The sequence below is a fragment of the Streptomyces microflavus genome (assembly GCF_014650075.1).
In the GTDB taxonomy this organism is placed as follows: domain Bacteria; phylum Actinomycetota; class Actinomycetes; order Streptomycetales; family Streptomycetaceae; genus Streptomyces; species Streptomyces microflavus.
Genome location: NZ_BMUG01000018.1, coordinates 14,340 through 32,765, shown reverse-complemented (window position 1 = coordinate 32,765; position 18,426 = coordinate 14,340). Strand labels below are relative to the sequence as shown.

The 18,426-nt window shown below is 71.6% G+C and carries 19 protein-coding genes; 11 read left to right on the top strand and 8 right to left on the bottom strand.

Annotated elements, in window-relative coordinates; all coding sequences use genetic code 11:
- Positions 1–56: 56 nt before the first annotated feature.
- A complete protein-coding gene (locus tag IE264_RS35535; protein WP_078657555.1) occupies positions 57–1,388 on the bottom strand; it encodes an aminotransferase class I/II-fold pyridoxal phosphate-dependent enzyme in 1,332 nt (443 codons plus the stop codon).
- Between the two features lie 47 nt (positions 1,389–1,435).
- Between IE264_RS35535 and IE264_RS35530 the strand changes: the two genes are divergently transcribed.
- Positions 1,436–2,131, top strand: coding sequence for a pyridoxamine 5'-phosphate oxidase family protein (locus IE264_RS35530; protein WP_032759001.1), 696 nt, complete (start codon positions 1,436–1,438; stop codon positions 2,129–2,131).
- A 63-nt stretch (positions 2,132–2,194) separates the two neighbouring features.
- On the opposite strand, the gene IE264_RS35525 is transcribed toward IE264_RS35530, so the two are convergent.
- The 3 genes from IE264_RS35525 to IE264_RS35515 form a co-directional block, all read right to left on the bottom strand.
- Positions 2,195–3,160 (bottom strand): DMT family transporter, encoded by a 966-nt coding sequence (locus IE264_RS35525; protein WP_015607247.1) that lies wholly within the window; start codon positions 3,158–3,160, stop codon positions 2,195–2,197.
- A gap of 161 nt (positions 3,161–3,321) precedes the next feature.
- A complete protein-coding gene (locus IE264_RS35520) occupies positions 3,322–4,347 on the bottom strand; it encodes an EamA family transporter (protein ID WP_032758961.1) in 1,026 nt (341 codons plus the stop codon).
- 78 nt (positions 4,348–4,425) lie between these two features.
- On the bottom strand, positions 4,426–4,968 hold the full coding sequence (locus tag IE264_RS35515) for a Clp protease N-terminal domain-containing protein (RefSeq protein ID WP_078657556.1): 543 nt from the start codon (positions 4,966–4,968) through the stop codon (positions 4,426–4,428).
- Positions 4,969–5,223: 255 nt separating this feature from the next.
- Between IE264_RS35515 and IE264_RS35510 the strand changes: the two genes are divergently transcribed.
- Positions 5,224–5,436: a hypothetical protein gene (locus IE264_RS35510; RefSeq protein ID WP_015607250.1), complete on the top strand. Its 213-nt coding sequence runs from the start codon at positions 5,224–5,226 to the stop codon at positions 5,434–5,436.
- A gap of 62 nt (positions 5,437–5,498) precedes the next feature.
- Entirely contained in the window at positions 5,499–5,936 is a 438-nt protein-coding gene (locus IE264_RS35505) for a type II toxin-antitoxin system Rv0910 family toxin (protein WP_032758962.1), read from the top strand.
- A gap of 73 nt (positions 5,937–6,009) precedes the next feature.
- On the opposite strand, the gene IE264_RS35500 is transcribed toward IE264_RS35505, so the two are convergent.
- Positions 6,010–6,624 carry a PadR family transcriptional regulator gene (locus IE264_RS35500; protein ID WP_078657557.1) on the bottom strand — a complete coding sequence of 205 codons (615 nt, stop codon included), beginning with the start codon at positions 6,622–6,624 and terminating at the stop codon, positions 6,010–6,012.
- Between the two features lie 294 nt (positions 6,625–6,918).
- On the opposite strand from IE264_RS35500, the gene IE264_RS35495 reads away from it, so the two are divergent.
- Complete coding sequence (locus tag IE264_RS35495; protein WP_032758963.1) at positions 6,919–7,413, top strand: hypothetical protein; 495 nt, start codon at positions 6,919–6,921, stop codon at positions 7,411–7,413.
- Between the two features lie 526 nt (positions 7,414–7,939).
- Here IE264_RS35495 and IE264_RS35490 read toward each other — a convergent pair.
- Entirely contained in the window at positions 7,940–8,530 is a 591-nt protein-coding gene (locus IE264_RS35490; RefSeq protein ID WP_032758964.1) for a TetR/AcrR family transcriptional regulator, read from the bottom strand.
- 81 nt (positions 8,531–8,611) lie between these two features.
- On the opposite strand from IE264_RS35490, the gene IE264_RS35485 reads away from it, so the two are divergent.
- The 5 genes from IE264_RS35485 to IE264_RS35465 all read left to right on the top strand — a co-directional run bounded on the left by IE264_RS35485 (position 8,612) and on the right by IE264_RS35465 (position 12,758).
- On the top strand, positions 8,612–9,643 hold the full coding sequence (locus IE264_RS35485; protein ID WP_032758965.1) for a saccharopine dehydrogenase family protein: 1,032 nt from the start codon (positions 8,612–8,614) through the stop codon (positions 9,641–9,643).
- A 214-nt stretch (positions 9,644–9,857) separates the two neighbouring features.
- Positions 9,858–11,135 carry an MFS transporter gene (locus IE264_RS35480; RefSeq protein WP_032758966.1) on the top strand — a complete coding sequence of 426 codons (1,278 nt, stop codon included), beginning with the start codon at positions 9,858–9,860 and terminating at the stop codon, positions 11,133–11,135.
- A gap of 207 nt (positions 11,136–11,342) precedes the next feature.
- Positions 11,343–11,594 carry a DUF6400 family protein gene (locus IE264_RS35475; RefSeq protein WP_032758967.1) on the top strand — a complete coding sequence of 84 codons (252 nt, stop codon included), beginning with the start codon at positions 11,343–11,345 and terminating at the stop codon, positions 11,592–11,594.
- Complete coding sequence (locus IE264_RS35470; RefSeq protein WP_032758968.1) at positions 11,578–11,823, top strand: hypothetical protein; 246 nt, start codon at positions 11,578–11,580, stop codon at positions 11,821–11,823. The genes IE264_RS35475 and IE264_RS35470 overlap by 17 nt, the downstream gene beginning before the upstream one ends.
- A gap of 113 nt (positions 11,824–11,936) precedes the next feature.
- On the top strand, positions 11,937–12,758 hold the full coding sequence (locus IE264_RS35465) for a PhzF family phenazine biosynthesis protein (RefSeq protein ID WP_032758969.1): 822 nt from the start codon (positions 11,937–11,939) through the stop codon (positions 12,756–12,758).
- Positions 12,759–12,809: 51 nt separating this feature from the next.
- On the opposite strand, the gene IE264_RS35460 is transcribed toward IE264_RS35465, so the two are convergent.
- A complete protein-coding gene (locus IE264_RS35460) occupies positions 12,810–13,589 on the bottom strand; it encodes a CPBP family intramembrane glutamic endopeptidase (RefSeq protein WP_032759003.1) in 780 nt (259 codons plus the stop codon).
- A gap of 196 nt (positions 13,590–13,785) precedes the next feature.
- Between IE264_RS35460 and IE264_RS35455 the strand changes: the two genes are divergently transcribed.
- Positions 13,786–15,576 carry a substrate-binding and VWA domain-containing protein gene (locus tag IE264_RS35455; protein WP_190167872.1) on the top strand — a complete coding sequence of 597 codons (1,791 nt, stop codon included), beginning with the start codon at positions 13,786–13,788 and terminating at the stop codon, positions 15,574–15,576.
- A gap of 181 nt (positions 15,577–15,757) precedes the next feature.
- Here the strand turns inward: IE264_RS35455 and IE264_RS35450 are convergent, their stop codons facing one another.
- Complete coding sequence (locus IE264_RS35450; protein WP_015607262.1) at positions 15,758–17,263, bottom strand: glutamate-cysteine ligase family protein; 1,506 nt, start codon at positions 17,261–17,263, stop codon at positions 15,758–15,760.
- A gap of 485 nt (positions 17,264–17,748) precedes the next feature.
- On the opposite strand from IE264_RS35450, the gene IE264_RS35445 reads away from it, so the two are divergent.
- A complete protein-coding gene (locus IE264_RS35445; protein ID WP_015607263.1) occupies positions 17,749–18,342 on the top strand; it encodes a hypothetical protein in 594 nt (197 codons plus the stop codon).
- Positions 18,343–18,426 lie beyond the last annotated feature (84 nt).

Below are 18,426 nucleotides of genomic sequence, written 5' to 3'. Positions count from 1 at the left end.
CGGTGCACGGCGGGGTGCCCTCAGCCGGACCTGACCAGCCGGCACGGCAAGGCTGTTCAGCCGTACGTCACCGGCCGCGCGGGCCCGGCCGCCGCCGCCACGGCGTCCGCCAGAGGCCCGATGTCCGCGGCCGTCAGCGGGGAGACGGTGAGCCGTACCGCCTGGGGCGCGGCCATCCGGAAGCGCGCCCCGGGGGCCACGGCCCAGCCCGCGTGGAGCAGCCGGGCGATGGCCCCGGTCTCATCGCTGACGGGCACCCACACGTTCATCCCGCTACGCCCCCGGGCGACCACCCCGCGCTCGGCCAGGGCGTGCACGAGGGCGTCACGCCGCTCCGCGTAGGACCGCGCGACGGCGGCGGTGTCGACGGCGTCGGAGGTCCACAGGTGGAGCACCGCACGCTGGAGCAGCCGGCTGACCCAACCGGGGCCCAGCCGTTGCCGGCCCGCGACCCGGTCGACCGTGACCGCGTCCCCGGTGAGCACGGCGACCCGCAGATCGGGCCCGTACGCCTTGGCCGCCGACCGGACGAACGCCCAGTGGTCCGTGGTGCCCGCCAGCGGGTGCAGCGGCAGGTCCACGATGGCGTGGCCGTGGTCGTCCTCGATCAGCAGCACGTCCGGGTGGCGGGCGAGCACGGCCTTCAGCTCCCCGACGCGGCGCCCGCTCACGCAGGCGCCGGTCGGGTTCTGCGCCCGGTCGGTGACGACGAGCGCCCTCGCCCCGGCCCTCAGCGCCCGCTCCACGTCCGCGACCAGCGGCCCGTCGTCGTCCACGCCGACCGGTACGGCGCGCAGCCCGAGCGCCGGTACGAGGTCGAGCACACTGCCCCACCCCGGGTCCTCCACCGCCACCGCGTCGCCCGGCCTCAGGTGCGCCGCGAGCACCCGCTCGATGGCGTCGAGGGCGCCGGAGGTCACCACGACCGGCCCCTCGGGCACCCCGTCGGCGTCCATCGCCCCCCGTGCGTACGCGGCGAACTCCGGAACCACGGACACTTCCCCGTACAGACCCGGATGCCCGGCGTCGATCGCGGCGGCCGCGGCGAGTGCCGGGCCGAGCGACGGCAGCAGGGCCGGATCGGGGTTGCCCTCCCCCAGATCGCGTACGCCCGGCGGTGCCTCGATGCGCAGGGAGCCGCGCGGGGTACTGGCCGGACGCGGCCGCACGCGGCTCCCCCGCCGTCCCGCCGTCTCGATCACTCCGCGCTCGCGCAGCGTCCGGTAGGCGGCCGCCACGGTGTTCGGGTTGACCTCCAGCCGTGCGGCCAACTCCCGCATCGGGGGCAGCACATGACCGGGCGCGAGGCCTCCGGAACCGACCCCGCGCTCCACACTGGCGGCAATTTCCGATGCGCGCCGCCCACTGATCCGATACTCTCCTAGCACAAACAACAGTATGCACTAGTGCAATGAGATCCGCAATGGAGTACGCCATGCAGGACACCGCACCGCCCGGCACCACGGGCCCCGGCGTCACCGCCCCCTACACACCCACCGGCCGCACGGTCCCCACCCGGGCCAAGGAGCGCGCCTCCTACGACCGCGAGCTGGTCCACTCGATACTCGACGAGACCTACCTCTGCCACCTCGGCTTCGTCCGGGACGGGGCGCCGGTCGTGCTGCCGACCATGTTCGGCCGGGTCGGGGAGAGCCTGTACGTCCACGGGTCGACCGGATCCCGGCCGCTGCGGAACGCCCGGGCCGCGGACCCCGGTCTGCCGGTCTGCCTGACCGTCACCCATGTCGACGCCCTGGTGCTCGCCAGGTCCGCCTTCCACCACTCGCTGAACTACCGCTCCGTGGTGGTCCACGGCACCGCCACCGCTGTGACCGACCCAGAGGAGCGGCGCATCGCCCTCGACGCGATCGTCGACCAGGCCGTTCCCGGCCGCTCACGGGACGCGCGCCCGGCAGACGCCAAGGAGCTGGCCGCGACGGCGGTGATCCGGCTGGACCTCGACGAGGTGTCCGCGAAGGTCCGCACCGGCGGCCCCAACGACGAGCCGGAGGACATCGCCCTCCCCCACTGGACCGGGATCGTGCCGCTCACCCGGGGCTACGCGGCACCGGTCCCGGCGGACGACCTGGACCCGGCCATCGGCGTACCGGACTACCTCCGCGCTCTCTGATCCCGGCCACCCGGAGGAAGGCGGGGCCCGGAGCCTCGACACCGGGCTCCAGGCCCCTGCCCGCTACACCGCCACCGGCTCGGCCTCCCGCCGGCGCGTGACCGCGGCGCCCCGCGCCTCGGCAAGGGCCAGCCCGGCCACGGCGGCCAGGAGGAGCAGCGTTCCGACGACGGTGGCCGCCGTCAGGCGCTCCCGCAGGACGGTCACCGCGATGAGCGCGGCGCTCACCGGCTCCAGAAGCATGATGACGGAGACGGTGGCCGAGCGGACTGCGGCGGCCCCGGCGAAGTACAGCGCGTACGCGAGCGCGGTGGGCACCGCCGCCACGTAGACGAGCAGCCACAGCACCTGTCCCGTCTCGGCGGTGTGCGGCACGAGGCCCTCGGCCACGGCCATGGGCAGCAGCCCCACCGCCCCGATGCCGAACGCCCAGGCGCTGGTGACCGTCGCGTCACCGCCGCCGCCGTCCCGCCCGAGCCACCGGGTGAGCAGGGTGATCGCCGCGTATCCGGCGGCGGACAGCAGCGCGAGCAGCACCCCGGCCGGGACCACGTCGCCGCCCTCACCGCCCAGGACCAGCACGGCCAGACCGGTCAGCGCCCCGGTCACGGCGGCCAGGCCGCCCCGGCCGAGGTGTTCGCCGAGCATCAGCCGTGCGCCCACGGCGATCAGGACGGGCCCGGCACCGAGCGTGACGACGGTGCCCACGGCGAGGCCGGTGACCTCGACGGCCGCGAAGTACGCGCTCTGGAACACGGTGAGACCGACCCCCGTGCCGAGGATGCGCAGCAGCCGGCGACGCCGGGGCTCGGGCTGCCGGGGTGCGCGCCGGGGACGTACGGCGAGCGCCCCCGCCAGCAGGACGAGGCCGCCGGCGCAGCGCCAGAAGGACAGGGCGAGGGGACCGAGATCGCTGACCCGGAAGATCAGCGAGGCTGCCGCACCGGCGGTCCCCCAGGCGACTCCGGCGATGACGAGATACAGCAGGCTCCGCCCGACGGGCAGCGCGGGAACAACGGGAACAGACATATGACCGCTCCAGAGGAGGAAGACGGGATGGTGGTCGCTCGACTCCGCACGCGGGCAGCGACGAACCGCTCGGGGACTGCCCGAGCCCGGTCTTCGTCAGGAGTGGCCGCCCGCGCTAGGCGGCAGGCGGCGGAAGCACAGTCAGATGCATGACCGGCACACTAATGCGAGGCCCGCCCGGCGGACAACTCGCCCTCCGTGACGCCGGCCGCCGCGCCCCCACCTGCGGCGACGGGCCCCGACGGCGGTTTCGGGGCCGCCGACTGCGCGATGAACGCACCGGTCAGGACGACGAAGCCGCCGATGAGCTGCGGGGCGGAGAGGTGCTCGCCGAGCAGCACCCAGGCCAGCACGGTGGCGATGACCGCCTCCAGGCAGGCGACGACCCCGGCCACCTGCGGCGAGAGCATCCGGACGGAGACGACACCGGTGGCGTACGCGAGCACCGTGGCGATCAGCACGATCCAGCCGAGCAGCAGCCAGGCGGGGACCCCGTTGCCGTTCATGCCCGCGGTGCCGCCGAGCAGCGACCAGTCCATGCCCCAGGGGCGCGCGACAACGGTCAGGACAAGGGCTCCGACGATCAGTCCGTACGCGATGACGCCGAGCGGGTGCGGAGGTTCGACGCGCTGGCTGTCGTCGCCCTTGCCCTCCTGGCCGCCGTGGTCGGAGAGGACGAAGTAGCCCACCTGGCAGCAGGCGGCACCGAGGGCGAGCAGCAGCCCGAGGGCGTCGAAGCCGAGCCCGGCCCAGACCTCGACCACACAGGCGAGGCCGCCGACCGCCAGGACCACACCGAGCGCCGCGGCCCGGGTGACGGGCCTGCGCTGGACGAACCGGACCCAGCCGAGGACGAGCGCGGGGGCCAGATACTCGACGAGGAGCGCGACACCGACCGGGATGCGGGAGATGGCGGCGAAGTAGCAGGCCTGCACACCGGCCACGGCGAAGAGCCCGAACCCGGCGAGCAGGGCGGGCCGCTCACGGACCAGGTTCCGGTGGCGCCAGGCGATCGGCAGCATGATGACGGCGGCGCCCGCCACCCGGAGCCACACCACGTGCAGCGGGTCGAGTCCCGCCTCGATCAGCGGCTTGGCGGCTACCCCCGAGCCGCCGAAGGCGAAGGCCGAAAGCAGGGCGAGCCCCAGGCCGGCGCTACGTTTCTGAGTACCCCGAGACGCGTGCATCGGCACATCATGACAGCAGCCGACAGCACCGTCACCTCTGTGACACCTGTCGAGACAATCCGGCCGTACGACGTGCCGTCACACCCGCCGCGACGCCTCGGCCGTACGCTCCGCCGCACGGCCCGACAGCCACCGCGCGTCCACGCCCGCGCGCGCCAGGACCTCCACCGCGCGGCACTCCCCGTCTGCGGCCAGTGCGGCGAGGAGATCGAGCCCGCCGGCGCGCGGCTCCCCACGCAGCCCGGCCCGGTGCAGTGCACCCTCCATCGCGGTGACGGCCGACGGCGACCACCCCTCCGCGGCAGGGTCCCGCAGAACGGGAACCGCCCCGGAGTCCTCCACCGACCCTTGCCAGCGGAGCCCGTAACCGATGCTGCGCTGCACGAGGTAGCCGAGCACCTTCGCCAGCCGCGGTCCGCCGTCGAAGGCCTCGCGGACCTCGGGGTCGCTCTCGATGAGCGAGTGCAGAAGGTGGGCGGTGTCGATCTGCCGGTCACCGTCCCGCAGCGCACGCCTGCGCGCACCCGTCACCACCGAGGCCAGTTCGACGGTGAATCTGGCGTCGGGTCCGACGGGGTTGGGGGCGGGCTGTTCGGGGATCCGCGGCGTCCGGTTTTGCACATCTCCACCCCATCAGTCCCCGGGCGGCGAAGCATCGGCGGAGCGACCCATTCACGCGTCCCACCCAAGTTGGGCACACCGGAGCGACCCCTCATCCCTGCGGATGAGATCGCGCCACGGCGTACAACCATCGCCCGCAGGGGGGCGCGCCGCCTGGCTCCGCACGCCCCCGGGCAACCGCCACCCCCTGCCCGTACGTCACTCACTCCACAGCACGCAACAGCACGCATCGGCTCCGGGCGGAGGGAACCACGGGTGTTCTGGATGGTCGCTCTGCTCGCCCAGGACGGGATGCAGTACGTCTACCGCGTATACGCACCGGACGACGCCCTGCCCGCCGATCTGTTCTGGGCCGCTTTCCACTGCCACGACGAGGGCCCGCACCCACGCGCGTCGGACCGTTTCGACGCGGCGGAGATCTGGCGGAACCCGACGACCCCGGCACATCTGACGGTGCATCAGTATTGAATGTTCGTCCCGCTGCCGTTACGTTCCGCGGCACCGTAACCGGACGAACCAGGGGTGGTCGCATGGCCGAAGTCAGCGCGGAGGCACGCATCGAAGCACCCGCCGAGAAGGTCTGGGCGCAGCTGACGGACTTCTCGTCGTACGGCGAGTGGAACGCCACCCACACCAGCTTCCCCAAGGGCGGCCCGGCCACCCTGGAGCTCGGGGCCACCTATGAGGAGAACATGAAGCTCATGGGCTTCCCCGCCGAAGTGACCTGGACGGTCGACGAGCTGGAGAACAGTCGCCTGCTGACGACCCGGGGCAAGGGCCCGATGGGGGTCAACCTCGCCATGCGCTACTCCCTTACGCCGGCTCCGGACGGGGACGCCACCGCGGTGCGCATCGAGGGCGAGTTCACCGGCGCGGCGGTCTCGCTGATGGGCGGCAAACTCAAGGACTCCGCGACGGCGGCGCTCCAGGAGTCCCTGCGCAAGCTCGACGGCCTGGTCACACCCTGACCCTCACCGCACGGACGCGAAAGGGGCCCCGCCGGGAGCGGGGCCCCTTTCGCGCCGGCCGGCGACCACCTGCTCAGTGCTCGTCGGCGAGAATCAGGTAGAGCTTCTTACGGGCGTCGTTGATGACGGCCAGCGCCTTCTTCCGCTGATCGGCCGAGCCGGTCTTCCAGACCTGCCCGAACGCCTCCATCAGACCGAATCCGGCCTGCCGGATCTCGTTCACGCCCTCCCAGTCCGCACCGCGCCCGGCCTCCTCCCAGGGAGCCTCGGGCCCGGACTCGGCCTCACCGCGCCCGGACTCGGTGAGCGTGAACAGCTTCTTGCCGCCCTCGCTCGCGCTGATGATCAGCCCCTCGTCCTCCAGCAGCTGAAGCGTCGGGTAGACCGAGCCGGGGCTGGGCTTCCAGGCCCCGCCACTGCGCTCGCCGATCTCCTGGATCATCTCGTACCCGTGCATCGGCCGGTCCTTCAGCAGGGCCAGGATCGACGCACGCACATCACCGCGCCGCGCCCTGCCCCGCCCCCCACCCCGACCACGCCCGCCACCGAAGGGCCCCCCGCCGAACGGCGGCCCGAACGGCCCGAAGGCGGCCCGGCGTCCGTCGCGATCTCCTCGACCGCCCCGACCGTGATGACCGGGCCCGTAATGCCCCGGTCCGTGCTCATGCTCGTATCCGTTTGAACGCATCGCTACACTCCTTCCATCGTCGATCTGTCGCGATACGTCAACGATATATCGGAAGCTATCGCCTGGCAAGGCATCGCCGTGATGGACCGTTGACCTGTGCCATCGAAGACGGAGCGTTTGCCACGGAAGTCGGGCCGATGTCCGTTTGTGCCATCGAAGATGAGTCACTGCATGTTCTGTGACAGCGAGGTTGAGCTAGCGCTGACTCACACGGTGCGGCGGAGGCACGCCGGCCGCTGCCCCGGCGAAGTATTCGATTGTTCATGAAGGGCTGGACCTGCGACGGTCACTGACGTGAACGTGCTTCTGGGAGACAAGTTCAGGTTCGCCGCAGAGGTCGGCGAGCCAGGCCCGTTGTGCCGGGTCGACCTCTGGGCAGCTGGAAAGTGGCTGACCTGCGACGACAACGTGGCTTACGTCCCCCAGTTCCGCCGCGATGTGCTGGCCGCCGCCTGGCTGCGGTCCGGTGAAGGTTCTCCCCTCCCGTTCGCTGGCGTGTCCGCCGAAGCCACACACCGGCGTCTTATGCAGTGCTCGGGGGACGACGAGCCCGGGGCCGACTGCCAGTTGGGCCCGTTTCGGGTCCTGCTCTGGGGGCCCACCACCGACAACGTGACGGCCTTCCTGTTCCGCGAAGAGGACCGCCTGGTGATCACGCTGGAGTTCTGGCGTGAGGAACACCTGCTCAACCACCCCGAAGACGCCGGAACGGTCTTCGTGGTCGAGATCCCGGCCGAGGAGTTCGTCGGGATCCTTGACCGCATTGCGGCCGCGCTCGACGCCGGGTAGAGCGATAGCCGTTCAGAGGGTCTCCCGATCCTCGCAGAGCTGATCTGAGGAGAAGCCCCAGGCGCCCGCTCAGCGATGTCACCAAGCGCACGCAGTTCGATTCCGGGAATCACTCAAGTGACTCCCGAAGCGGCGAACTTCGACTGTCGGTTCTCTCGCGAACAAGGCGAGTACGGTCGCGGAGTTCCGCTCGCCAGCGGAACCCTCTCTGCTGGCAGGTGCCCGAACACCACTTGCGGCGGGTTCCCGGCTTGCGGTCGGCGATGGACGTTCCGCAGGCCGCGCATTCCTGCTGGTTGGATCGCTGGAGGACTTCCTGGTCAAAGCACTCGTCCGAGCACCAAGGGTTGGGGCTGAGGATCTCGGCTACGCGGTTCTTCCCGAAGAGCTCCTGGAGAGCACCTACGACGGACCGAGCCGGCTGCACCATCACGTGGAGCGCCCCAGTTGGTGGCACCGCTTCTTCGGCACCTTCTGAGGGTGACGGGCGGACGGCCTGCCCACCGGCAGGCGAGTGGCCCTGGGGCTAACGGTCGGTCCGGGTGCCGAGGCCGCCCATGATCAGGTCGATCAGTGCGGTGACCGCGTCGTCGGCAGATGCCCGCCCTCGGTTCAGCTCGGCGGCAACCGCCTCGGCCGCGCCCAGCACTCCGACGCACCGTAGCCGGAGGGCTTCGGGTGCGAGGCCGGAGTGCGGCAGCAGCTGGGCGGCCATCAGGTCCGTGTAACTGTCGAGCATCTCGCGCTGGATCGTCCCCATCTCCGGATTCCCCTTCAACGCGGCGGAAACGGCGCCGAGTTCCGGCATGTCCGTGGCGCAGGCGAAGTACGCGGCGCTGATGACGCGGGCGATCTCGCCAGCCGTGGGTCCGGCCTCCTGCAACGCCTCCGCGATCGCGGCTCGGTGACGTTCGTCGAGGCGTCGGTAGAGCGCGAGCAGCAGACCGGGGCGAGTGCCGAAGTGGTCGTACACGATCGGCCTGCTCACTCCGGCCGCCTCCGCGAGGGTGACCAGAGTCAGGCCGTCGGCGCCCTGGGTTCGCACGATCGTCACGGCGGTGTTGAGCAGCTGCTCCCGCCTGGCCTGCTTGGACAGGCGGGTCGAGGTGGTGGCCATGGCCCTCCGTTGTGTCGCACTCCAGCCTATGTTACAAAACGTAGGCTACAAAATGTAGCTTCATATGAGTGAGGACCCACAGTGGAACAGTCGGAGCCAGTACTGATCTTGGGTGGTTCGGGGCAGGCGGGCTCGGGGGCCGCCGCTCTCCTGCGTCAGTGGCACCCGGAACTGCCACTGACGATCGCGGGTCGCGATATCGGCCGCGCGCAACGAGTGGCCGACGAACTCGGCGGCGCAACAGCCGTGACCATCGACCTGCGGCGCAGCGATCTCGGTCTGCCGGCCGAACACAGCTACTCGGCAGTGGTCGCCGCCCTGTGGGACGACCGCCTGAACGGGCTGCACTACGCGCAGGACCACGGGTTGCCCTACCTCAGCATCTCCAGCGGCCTGGTGGAGATCGCACCCGAAGTCGTCGCGGGCGCACGGCGGGCAAGCACCTCGCCGATCCTGGTGGCCAGCCACTTCTGCGCCGGCATCGTCGTCCTCGCGACGCTGGAAACAGCCCGGGAGTTCCACCGGGTCGACACCATCCGGATCGGCGCCGTACTGGACGAGTCGGACACCGGCGGGCCCGCGGGAACAGCGGATCTGGAGCGGTGGGCCACCGCCACCACGGCAGGGACGGTGCGCAGTGACGGCGTCTTCACCTGGGTCGACGGCCCCGACGCCCAGGCGGATGTGCCCAGTACCGACGGCGTCGTCCTGCCCGGTCGGAGCATCGCCATCCTCGACGTACCGAGCCTCGCCCTTGCGACGGGCGCGGCGAACGTCCGCTTCGACATGGCCGTCGGTGAATCCGCCGCCCGGCGCCGCGGCGACCCCGCTTCCATCGAGATCCGGGTCGACCTCGAAGGAGTAGGCCCGACGGGTGCACCGCTCAGCACGAGCCGTTACCTCGTCCACCCGGCAGGGCAGCGCCCCCTGACCGCACTCGGCATCGCCCTCGGCGTCGAGCGGCAGCTCGCTCTGCGTGGCGAAGCCGTCCCGCCGGGCATCCACACCCCTGAATCCCTGATCGACCCGGCCTACGCGGCCGAGCGGCTGGCGGAGATCGGCGCCATCTTCGTCGACGCACCCGGCGACATGGACCCTGCCGCGAGCCGATAGCGTTCGGGGCGGTGAGTCACCCACGAGGGAAAGGGAAGCGGTGAGGCATGCCCGGTCGTCCGAGCGCGCGTTGACGTCGTAGGCCGAGACCGGCCCGTCATCGCGTGCTGCCTCTGAGATCGCGGCACAGCGAGCCCACTTCCCCGCCCGGAGCCCGGGCGCGCCTTCGCGCGCCGGGCGGGCGGTCCTCGTTCCGGCGACTCCAGGGGTTTCTGTGCCGTCCCCCTCCTCCCCTTCGTCCTCCTCCATATGGCGGGACGCCGACTTCCGCAGACTCTGGGCGGGCCAGACGGCCTCCCAGCTCGGCGAACACACGACGCTCGTCGTTCTACCGCTCTTCGCCGTCCTGACCCTCGACGCCGGCGCCGGCCAGCTGGGCGCCCTCCGTGCCGTGGGGCAGGCGCCCATCCTGTTGCTCTCCCTCCTCGCGGGCGCGTGGGTGGACCGGTGGCGAGCCCGCACGGTGATGGTGCTGACGGACGCCGCCCGGGCCGTGGCGCTGGGCGCGGCCGCCGTGGCTGGTCTCCTCGGGCTGCTCGGGCTCCCCGCGCTGTTCGTCGTCGCCTTCACCGTCGGCGCGCTGTCCGTCCTCTTCGACGTGGCCTATCAGGCCTCCCTCGTACGGCTGGTGAGGCGCGATCAGCTCATGCAGGGCAACAGTGCGCTGGAGGGCAGCCGGTCCGCCGCGCAGATCGGCGGCCCCGCTCTCGGCGGGGCGTTGGTGTCGCTGCTGTCGGCGCCGGTCGCCGCCGCCTCCGGCGCGTTCTTCTTCGCGGTGTCGTTCGTGTCCCTGCGGCGGATCCGCCGGGCCGAGGCCGTACCCGGGCGCGCCACACCCGTCGCGGAGCGTCCGGAACGCCCCCCGCGGGTCCGGCAGCTGATCCGTGAAGGGCTTCGCTTCGTCGCCGGCCATGCCCTGCTGCGGGCCGTGTGCCTCGCCTCGGCCGCCTTCCAGTTCTCCTTCGCGGCCCTGATGACCGTCTACCTGCTCTTCCTCCCGCGCGAACTGCACCTGACGGGCGCCACCGTCGGCCTCGCCCTCGCGGCGACCGGCCCGGGCGCGCTCCTCGGCTCGGTCCTGGCCGCGCGCCTGCCGGGCCGGTACGGCCATGGCGTGGTCCTCGTGTCCGCCGCGGCGCTCGGTAACGGGGCGCTGCTGTGGGTGCCCGCCCTGCATGGCTCTTCGACGGTGACGGTGGCCGCGCTCCTGGCGGTCAACTTCGTGTTCGGGACCTTCGGCCAGCTGGTGAACGTCACGGTCATGTCGGTACGGCAGGCCGTCACCCCGGACGGGATGCAGGGCCGCGCGGCCGCGACGATCACCTTCGTCGGCATGGGGTGCACCCCGCTCGGCTCGCTGCTCGGCGGCGTCCTCGCGCAGGAGTGGGGGCTGCGCACCAGCCTCCTGGTGACGGCCTCGGGCATGATGCTGTCCCCGGCGGTGATGGCCACCTCCCCGCTCGTCCGCCTGGGCCGGAGGCTCCCGCTATGACCTGTGCCACAAGGCCACGCGAGGGACGGGGCCGCCCCGTCGCGCCCCGTACCCACAACCGCCCGTCCTCGCCCGCCGATCCGGGAACACACCGCCGGGAAGGCGGAGCCGACTCCCGGCCGGGCGACTTAGGTCACCCTTCCCTGCCGTCCCGGAGGCCTGGTACAGATGGTGAGGATTCACCCCCCACACCCCGGAAGCGCAGCCATGAACCAGGACAGGACCACCGAGCTCGTCCCCTTCACGATCGACCTGACCTTCGAGGAAGCGCGGCGACGGGCCGCGGTCGTCGCCGCGCTCGGGCCCGACTGGGACCCGATGTCCGCGCTCCGCGGCGAGGACGAGGCCTACACCCTGCTCTACTCGGGCCTGGACGCCGATCAGCAGCGCACCTACGACCGGCTGGTGGCCGCCGGTGTCCTTCCGGACGGGGATCCGGGCCGTGCGGCTGCCCATTGATCCGCAGGCGGACATCGCCCGCCGGGCCTGGCCGGCCTGCCCCGCCTGCGACGACGCCCGCCACTGCGCGACCTGCGCGGACCGCCGCACCTGCGGCGAGCACTGGCGCTATCTGATCGCCAACGACGGTCCGGTCCTGCACCTCCAGTGCCCCGGCTGCACCCACACCTGGTCGCACGACACCCGGCCCGGCCTCCCCCGCCGCAACGGCAGCGCCCCCTGCCCCTGAACCGCCGACGCGTGCCCGGACCGGCCCCCCTCCGGCCGGGACCACCGGCACGGGGGCCAGGAACCCCGGATTGGCCTTGGTCCGTCGCCGCGCGGGCGCCCTACGGTCGCCCCATGAGGATTCGTATCGTCGACGCGTTCACCGACCGCCCCTTCTCCGGCAACCCCGCAGGTGTCCTCCTGCTGGAATCCGCCGCCTTCCCGGACGCCGAACGGCTCCAGGAGATCGCCACCGAGGTCAACCTCTCCGAGACCGCCTTCGCCCACCCGCTGCCGCCGGGCGGCGAGGCCGACTGGGCGCTGCGCTGGTTCACCCCGGCGACCGAGGTCGACATGTGCGGGCACGCCACGCTCGCCACCGCGCACGTCCTGCACACCACTGGGCGGGCCACCGGCACCGTACGTTTCACCGCGCGCTGCGGGATCCTCACCTCCACCGCCCACCCGGACGGCACCCTCACCCTCGACTTCCCCACCGCCCCGCTCCGCGAGGAGACCGCGCCGCCCGGGCTCGCCGAGGCGCTGGGGGCGGAGCCGGTCTCGGTCCACGACACCGGTGAGCACATCGGCGACCTGCTCGTCGAGCTCCGCGACGAGGCGACCGTACGGGCTCTCGCCCCGGACTTCGCCGCCCTCGTGGCCCACTCGCGGCGCGGCATCATCGCCACGGCCGCCGCCGAGGACCCCGCCCTCGGCTACGACTTCGTCTCGCGCGGCTTCTTCCCCGGGGTCGGCATCGACGAGGACCCGGTGACCGGCAGCGCCCACACCGCGCTGGCCCCGTTCTGGTCGGCCCGGTTCGGCCGGGACGACCTCACCGGTCTGCAGGCGTCCGCCCGCTCGGGCCTCGTACGCACGGCACTGCGCGGCGGGCGCACCCTGCTGACGGGCACGGCGGTCACCGTCATCGACGGGGAACTGCTCACAGCCTTCTGATCGTCCTGCGGGGCTTCCTGCGAAGCCACCCGCAGGAAGCCCCGCCCCTCCTCACGGCGTCGGCAGCCAGTCCACCCTCCCGGCGAGCAGCGCGTACCCGACGAACGCCCCGATGTCGAGCAGCGTATGGGCGACGACCAGCGGCCCCACCCGCCCCCAGCGCCGGTACAGCAGCACGAAGACGACGCCCATCACCAGGTTGCCGACGAAGCCGCCGATGCCCTGGTACAGGTGGTACGAGCCACGCAGCACGGAGCTGGCCGCGAGCGAGGCCATCGGTGTCCAGCCCAGCTGGTCCAGCCTCCGCAACAGGTAGGCGACCACGATGACCTCCTCGACCACGGAGTTCTGCGCCGCGGAGAGGATCAGTACGGGGAACTTCCACCAGACGTCGGGCAGCGACTCCGGTACGACGGTGAGGTTGAACCCGCTCGCCCGGGCCACCAGGTAGAAGGCGAGCCCGGCGCTGCCGATGCCGGCCGCGACCAGGGTTCCGCGACCGAGGTCGAACCCCGGCCTGGTGCGGTCGAATCCGATGGTCCGCAGGCCGGCCCCTTCCCTGATCAGCAGGTGCGCCACCAGGGCGACCGGCACCAGGGCCGTTGCGATTCCGAACATTTGCCAAGCCAGATCCAGCCATGGACGGCCCGGGGCGTACGAACCGTTCAGCGTCGCCGCCTGATCCTTCAAACCCCCCGGTTTCGTCAGCGATCCGACAAAACTGATGAGCGCGGACACCGCACTCGCGCCCAGCGAGAGCGCCAGGACCAGCACGGTCTCCGACCGCAAGATCCTTCGTGATGCGCCCTCTTGGGGATAAGAATCAGCCACGCGCCCCACCTCCACCGGTACACCTGCCTTTTGTTCTGCAATCGCGTCTCATCCCACCCACCGCCCCGCTAGGGTCTCGAATGCGGGTACGAAGATCATGCGCGACAAGCCGGGGGACGACCACCATCGCCGATGGTGAGGTCCCCCTTTTTCCTTGTTCATCGTTCATCGTTCGTCTTCAGGGGGCACCACCGACATGGGACGTCACAGCTTGCCCGATGCCTACGCGCCGGAAGAACGCGGGGACGCGTCTCCCCGGCGCCGGCGTCGCACCATCGCCATCGCCACGCTGCTCGTCCTCGCGGTGGCGACCGGAACAGGGGTGGCGGTCAAGGGCGGCCTGCTGTCGTTCTCCGAGTCCTGCGAGGACTCCGCCGTGCACCTGTCCCTGGCCGCCTCACCGGACATCGCACCGGCGGTCCGCGCCATAGCCGAGGAGGCCCTGGCGAACGAGGTGAGATCCGACGGCCACTGCCTCGACGTGGACGTGGTGGCCCGTGACTCCTACAAGGTGGCCGACGCGCTCGCGGGCGGCGGCGATGCCCCGGACTTCCAGGTCTGGCTGCCCGACTCCGATCTCTGGCTGGACCGGGCCGAGGGGCTCGGCACGGGCACCCCCATCTCCCCCTCGGACTCGGTGGCCTCCTCACCGGTGGGTCTCGCCATGGTGCCGTCCGCGTCGCAGCGGCTGGGCTGGCCGAAGAAGACGTACTCCTGGGCCGAGGTGGTCACCGCGGCCCTCACGTCGGACAAGGTCCGCCTCGGCGCGGCCGATCCGGCGCGGAGCGCCACCGGTCTGCTGGCCCTCACCAGCATCGCCGCCTCGTCCGGGCAGCAGGGCGGGGACAGCGACACCAGGGTCGCGGAGACCGCGAAGGTGCTGGCCGAGCGGATGTCGGACAGCGACGCGCAGGTGCTGGAGACCCTGGCGCGGAGCGGCTCCGGCGCCGAGGAGGGCAATCCGAAACGTAACCAGGCGGTCCTGATATCCGAGCAGGCCGCCTTCACCCACAACGCGGAGGCGGCCGGCAGCGGCAGGCTCAACCTCTTCTACCCGAAGGACGGCACCCCGCTGCTCGACTACCCGTACACGCTGGTCGACGAGGAGAAGCTGACCCTGGCCCAGTCCCGGGCGGCACTGCGCTTCATGACCCTGCTCAACGACACGGGCTCGCGGGCCGTGTTCGCCCGGTACGGGTTCCGGCCCGCCGGCGGAGAGGCCGAGAACGCCGTCGTCACGGCGGCGGGCGGCAAGTCTCCGCAGCCGTACGCCACATCGGCGGCCGAGGCGCCGTCGGCGAAGGATCTCCAGGAGATGCTGGGAATGTGGACGATCACCGTCCAGAGCGCCCGGCTGACCACGGTCGTCGACGCCTCGGGGTCGATGTCCACACCGGTGCCGGGACGCGGCCAGTCGCGGATGGACGTCACCAAGGAATCGCTCATCCAGGCGCTCACCCAGTTCACCGCGGACGACGAGATCGGCCTGTGGGAGTTCGCCACCACGCTGGACGGCAAGAAGGACTACCGCAAGCTGATGCCGACGCGCCGCCTGGGCGACCCCGCCCAGGGCGGTTCCACCCACCGGGAGAAGCTCGCGGCGGCTTTCGCGGGGCTGCAGCCCGTACCGGGCGGGGCGACCGGGCTGTACGACACGATGCTGGCCTCGTACAAGGAGGCCCAATCTTCGTATCTGAAGGGCAAGTTCAACGCCCTGGTGATCCTCACCGACGGCTCCAACCAGGACGAGGACGGCATCTCCCGGAGTGCGCTGGTCGCCGAGCTCAAGGAGCTCGCCGACCCGGAGCGTCCCGTTCCGATCATCGCCATCGCGGTGGGCCCGGACGCCGACCGGGAGGAGGTGGCGGAGATCGCGCGGATCACCGGGGGCGACGGGTACGAGGTGAGCGACCCGGTGGAGATCCAGGCGGTCATCCTCCAGGCCATCATGACGGCCGGGCAGAACGGACGCGCCGCCCAGGAGTGAGGACGGCGGGCCCGGCGGGGTGGCACCCCGGCCGGTACGAACCGCCCGGGTGGCACCCGCCCCGTGCCGGGCCACCGGCCCGCCGCACACCTTGCCCCGCTCCCCGCCCGGGCCCGCCCCGTCCGCGTAACAGGACCGCGGCACCCCGTGCGCGTACGGAACTGCCTCAGGGCGCCGGGAATCAGGGCGCCGGGAACCCCACCGGCCAGGTGTGCACCGGCTCCCCCGCGTGCATCAGCTCGGCGTACCGCCGGGTGGTGGCCGCCAGCGCCGCCTCCCGGCCGAGCCCCGCCTCCAGCGCCCGGCGGTAGGTGGCGACCTGCCAGGAGGCCCCGTTCACCCGCCGCTTGCAGCGCTCCTCGATCACCCCGAGGTAGCGGTCCCGGTCGGTGGGCTCGATGTGCCAGGCGTCGAGGCCCGCGGCGGCCAGCGGCAGCAGTTCCTCCAGCACCAGCTGTACGGCGGGGATCCTGGCGAGTCCGCCGGAGCGGCCCGGCCGCGGCCAGAGCAGCTCGGCCTCGATGCCGTGCCGGCAGGCCTCGTCGAAGTTCTCCTCGGCGGCCTCGAAAGGCAGCCTGCTCCACACCGGCCGGGACTCCTCGGCGAGCGCCCGTACGAGCCCGTAGTAGAACGCGGCGTTGGCGATGACGTCCGTGACGGTCGGCCCGGCCGGCAGCACCCGGTTCTCCACGCGCAGGTGCGGGACGCCGTCGGCCATCCCGTACACCGGGCGGTTCCAGCGGTAGACCGTCCCGTTGTGCAGGACCAGCTCGGCCAGCTCCGGCACCCCTCCTTCGTCGAGGACCCGCAGCGGCTCCTCCTCGTCGCAGATCGGCAGCAGCGGCGGGAAGTAGCGCAGGTTCTCCTCGAACAGCTCGTAGGCGGAGGTGATCCAGCGCTCCCCGAACCAGGTCCTGGGCCGGACTCCCTGGTTGGCCAGCTCCGGCGGCCGTACGTCGGTGGCCTGCTGGAACAGCGGGGGGCGGGACTCCCGCCAGAGCTCCTTGCCGAAGAGGAACGGGGCGTTGGCACCCAGCGCGATCTGGACGGAGGCGATCGCCTGGGCCGCGTTCCACACGTCGGCGAACCGGGCGGGCGTCACCTGGAGGTGCAACTGGACCGAGGTGCAGGCCGATTCGGGGGCGATCGAGGGCGAGGAGCAGACCAGGTGCTCGACGCCCTCGATATCCAGGGCGAAATCCTCTCCCCGGGCCGCCGCCATTTGATCGTTGAGCAGGGTGTAGCGGTCCACGTCCGAGAGATTCGCCGAGACCACGTCGTGCTCGCCGAGCGTCGGCAGGATTCCGATCATGACGATCCCCGCGTCCACCTCGCCGGCCTTGCGGTGGGCGTAGGCGAGACCGGTCCGCAACTCCTCCGAGAGCTGATCGAATACCCGGCCGCCGAGCCGGTGCGGAACGATATTTACTTCCAGATTGAACATCCCGAGTTCGGTCTGGAAATCCCGGCTCGCGATGCGCTGGAGCACTTCTTGATTCATCATCCTCGGCATGCCGTCGGAGCCCGCGAGATTCAGCTCTATCTCCAGCCCCATCAGGTTCCTCGGACGGTCGAACCTCCGCTCCGCCAGCAGTCTGCCCAGCCCCTCCAGGCACTGGTTGAGCTTGGAGCGGTATGCCTGCCGATCGGACAGGTCAACGGCTCCCGCCACGACCTTCTCCCCCATCTAGGGGTCCCTCCTCCAGTGGTCGGCCCGCTGACCGGGCCGTGCGCATCACGATCGATAATGCCCAGTGGAAGTGATCCGTAACGCCCCACGGAGCACCGGAAACCCGATAGGCTGGATGACGGAGACCGGGGGCACATTCCTACGGCACGTACCCATCGGCATTTTCGCCCGGAGAGTGCGTGGTGGAATCACCGACGAGTTTCGGCCGACCGCGCCACCGAAAGAGGCACAGGCGAGGGCTGAAATCGGCCGAGCAAATCACCAGGAAAACCGCATTTCGAAGTCCGGTTGTCGCCTTGCGCGAAATGTCCCCGGCAGCTAGCGGAAACACTGAGTGAACACGTGTCGTATAAACTCCGCCTGACGAGGCAGAGAGTTGACGCAACCGGCCCGTCACCGGCCTCCTCTGGCCCCGCACGCCGACAGCGCCGTCTGCACCCGCCCACGCATCACCGTGTCTCCGAAGTGAGAGGCGACCCACTATGCCGCTGCATGTCCCCTCGGCTCCCGCGCCCGCCCTGCGCAGCGTTCTCGCGGCCCTCGGTTCTCCCACCGCGGTCCGCGAGGCGCGCACCTCCGCCCTCCGGTCCGTCCAGGGACCGCTCAGCCCCGAACTGCCGCTTCCCGTGCACGTTCTGGACCGGATCGCTCCGACCAGGACCGCACCTCGAACCCGCCTCGCGGCCTGGCGCTTCCTGATCCGGAGCGAAGGCCGCGCGATCGCCGCCGCGGACACCATGCTCACCCCGGACGGCTGGAGCTTCTCGCACTTCTTCGAGGGCCCCTATCTCGCCTCGACGGAGCTCGCGGTCCGCCAGGCGGAGGCCTCGCCCACGGCGTACCAGGCGAGACTTCTCTCCATCCCCGAGCTGTACATGCTCACCCTCTGGCTGCACGACAGCACCGAGGACGACGCCTCAGACGCCTCCGGCGGTGTGCTCGCCCCGGCCGACGTCCTGGTGCCCCTGGCGCCGGCGCCGCCGGGCATCGCCGCGCACCGGCCGCACCGGGTCGCCGATCTGCTGCCCGTGATGACCCTGCGGGTGGCACCCGGCCCGCTGCTCAGCTCCGCCTGACCGGCGGCCGAGGACCACCGGCCCCCGCAGTGGCCCGTAACGCCCGACGGCGGAACGGGTCACTGCGGGGGCTCCCTCTTACCC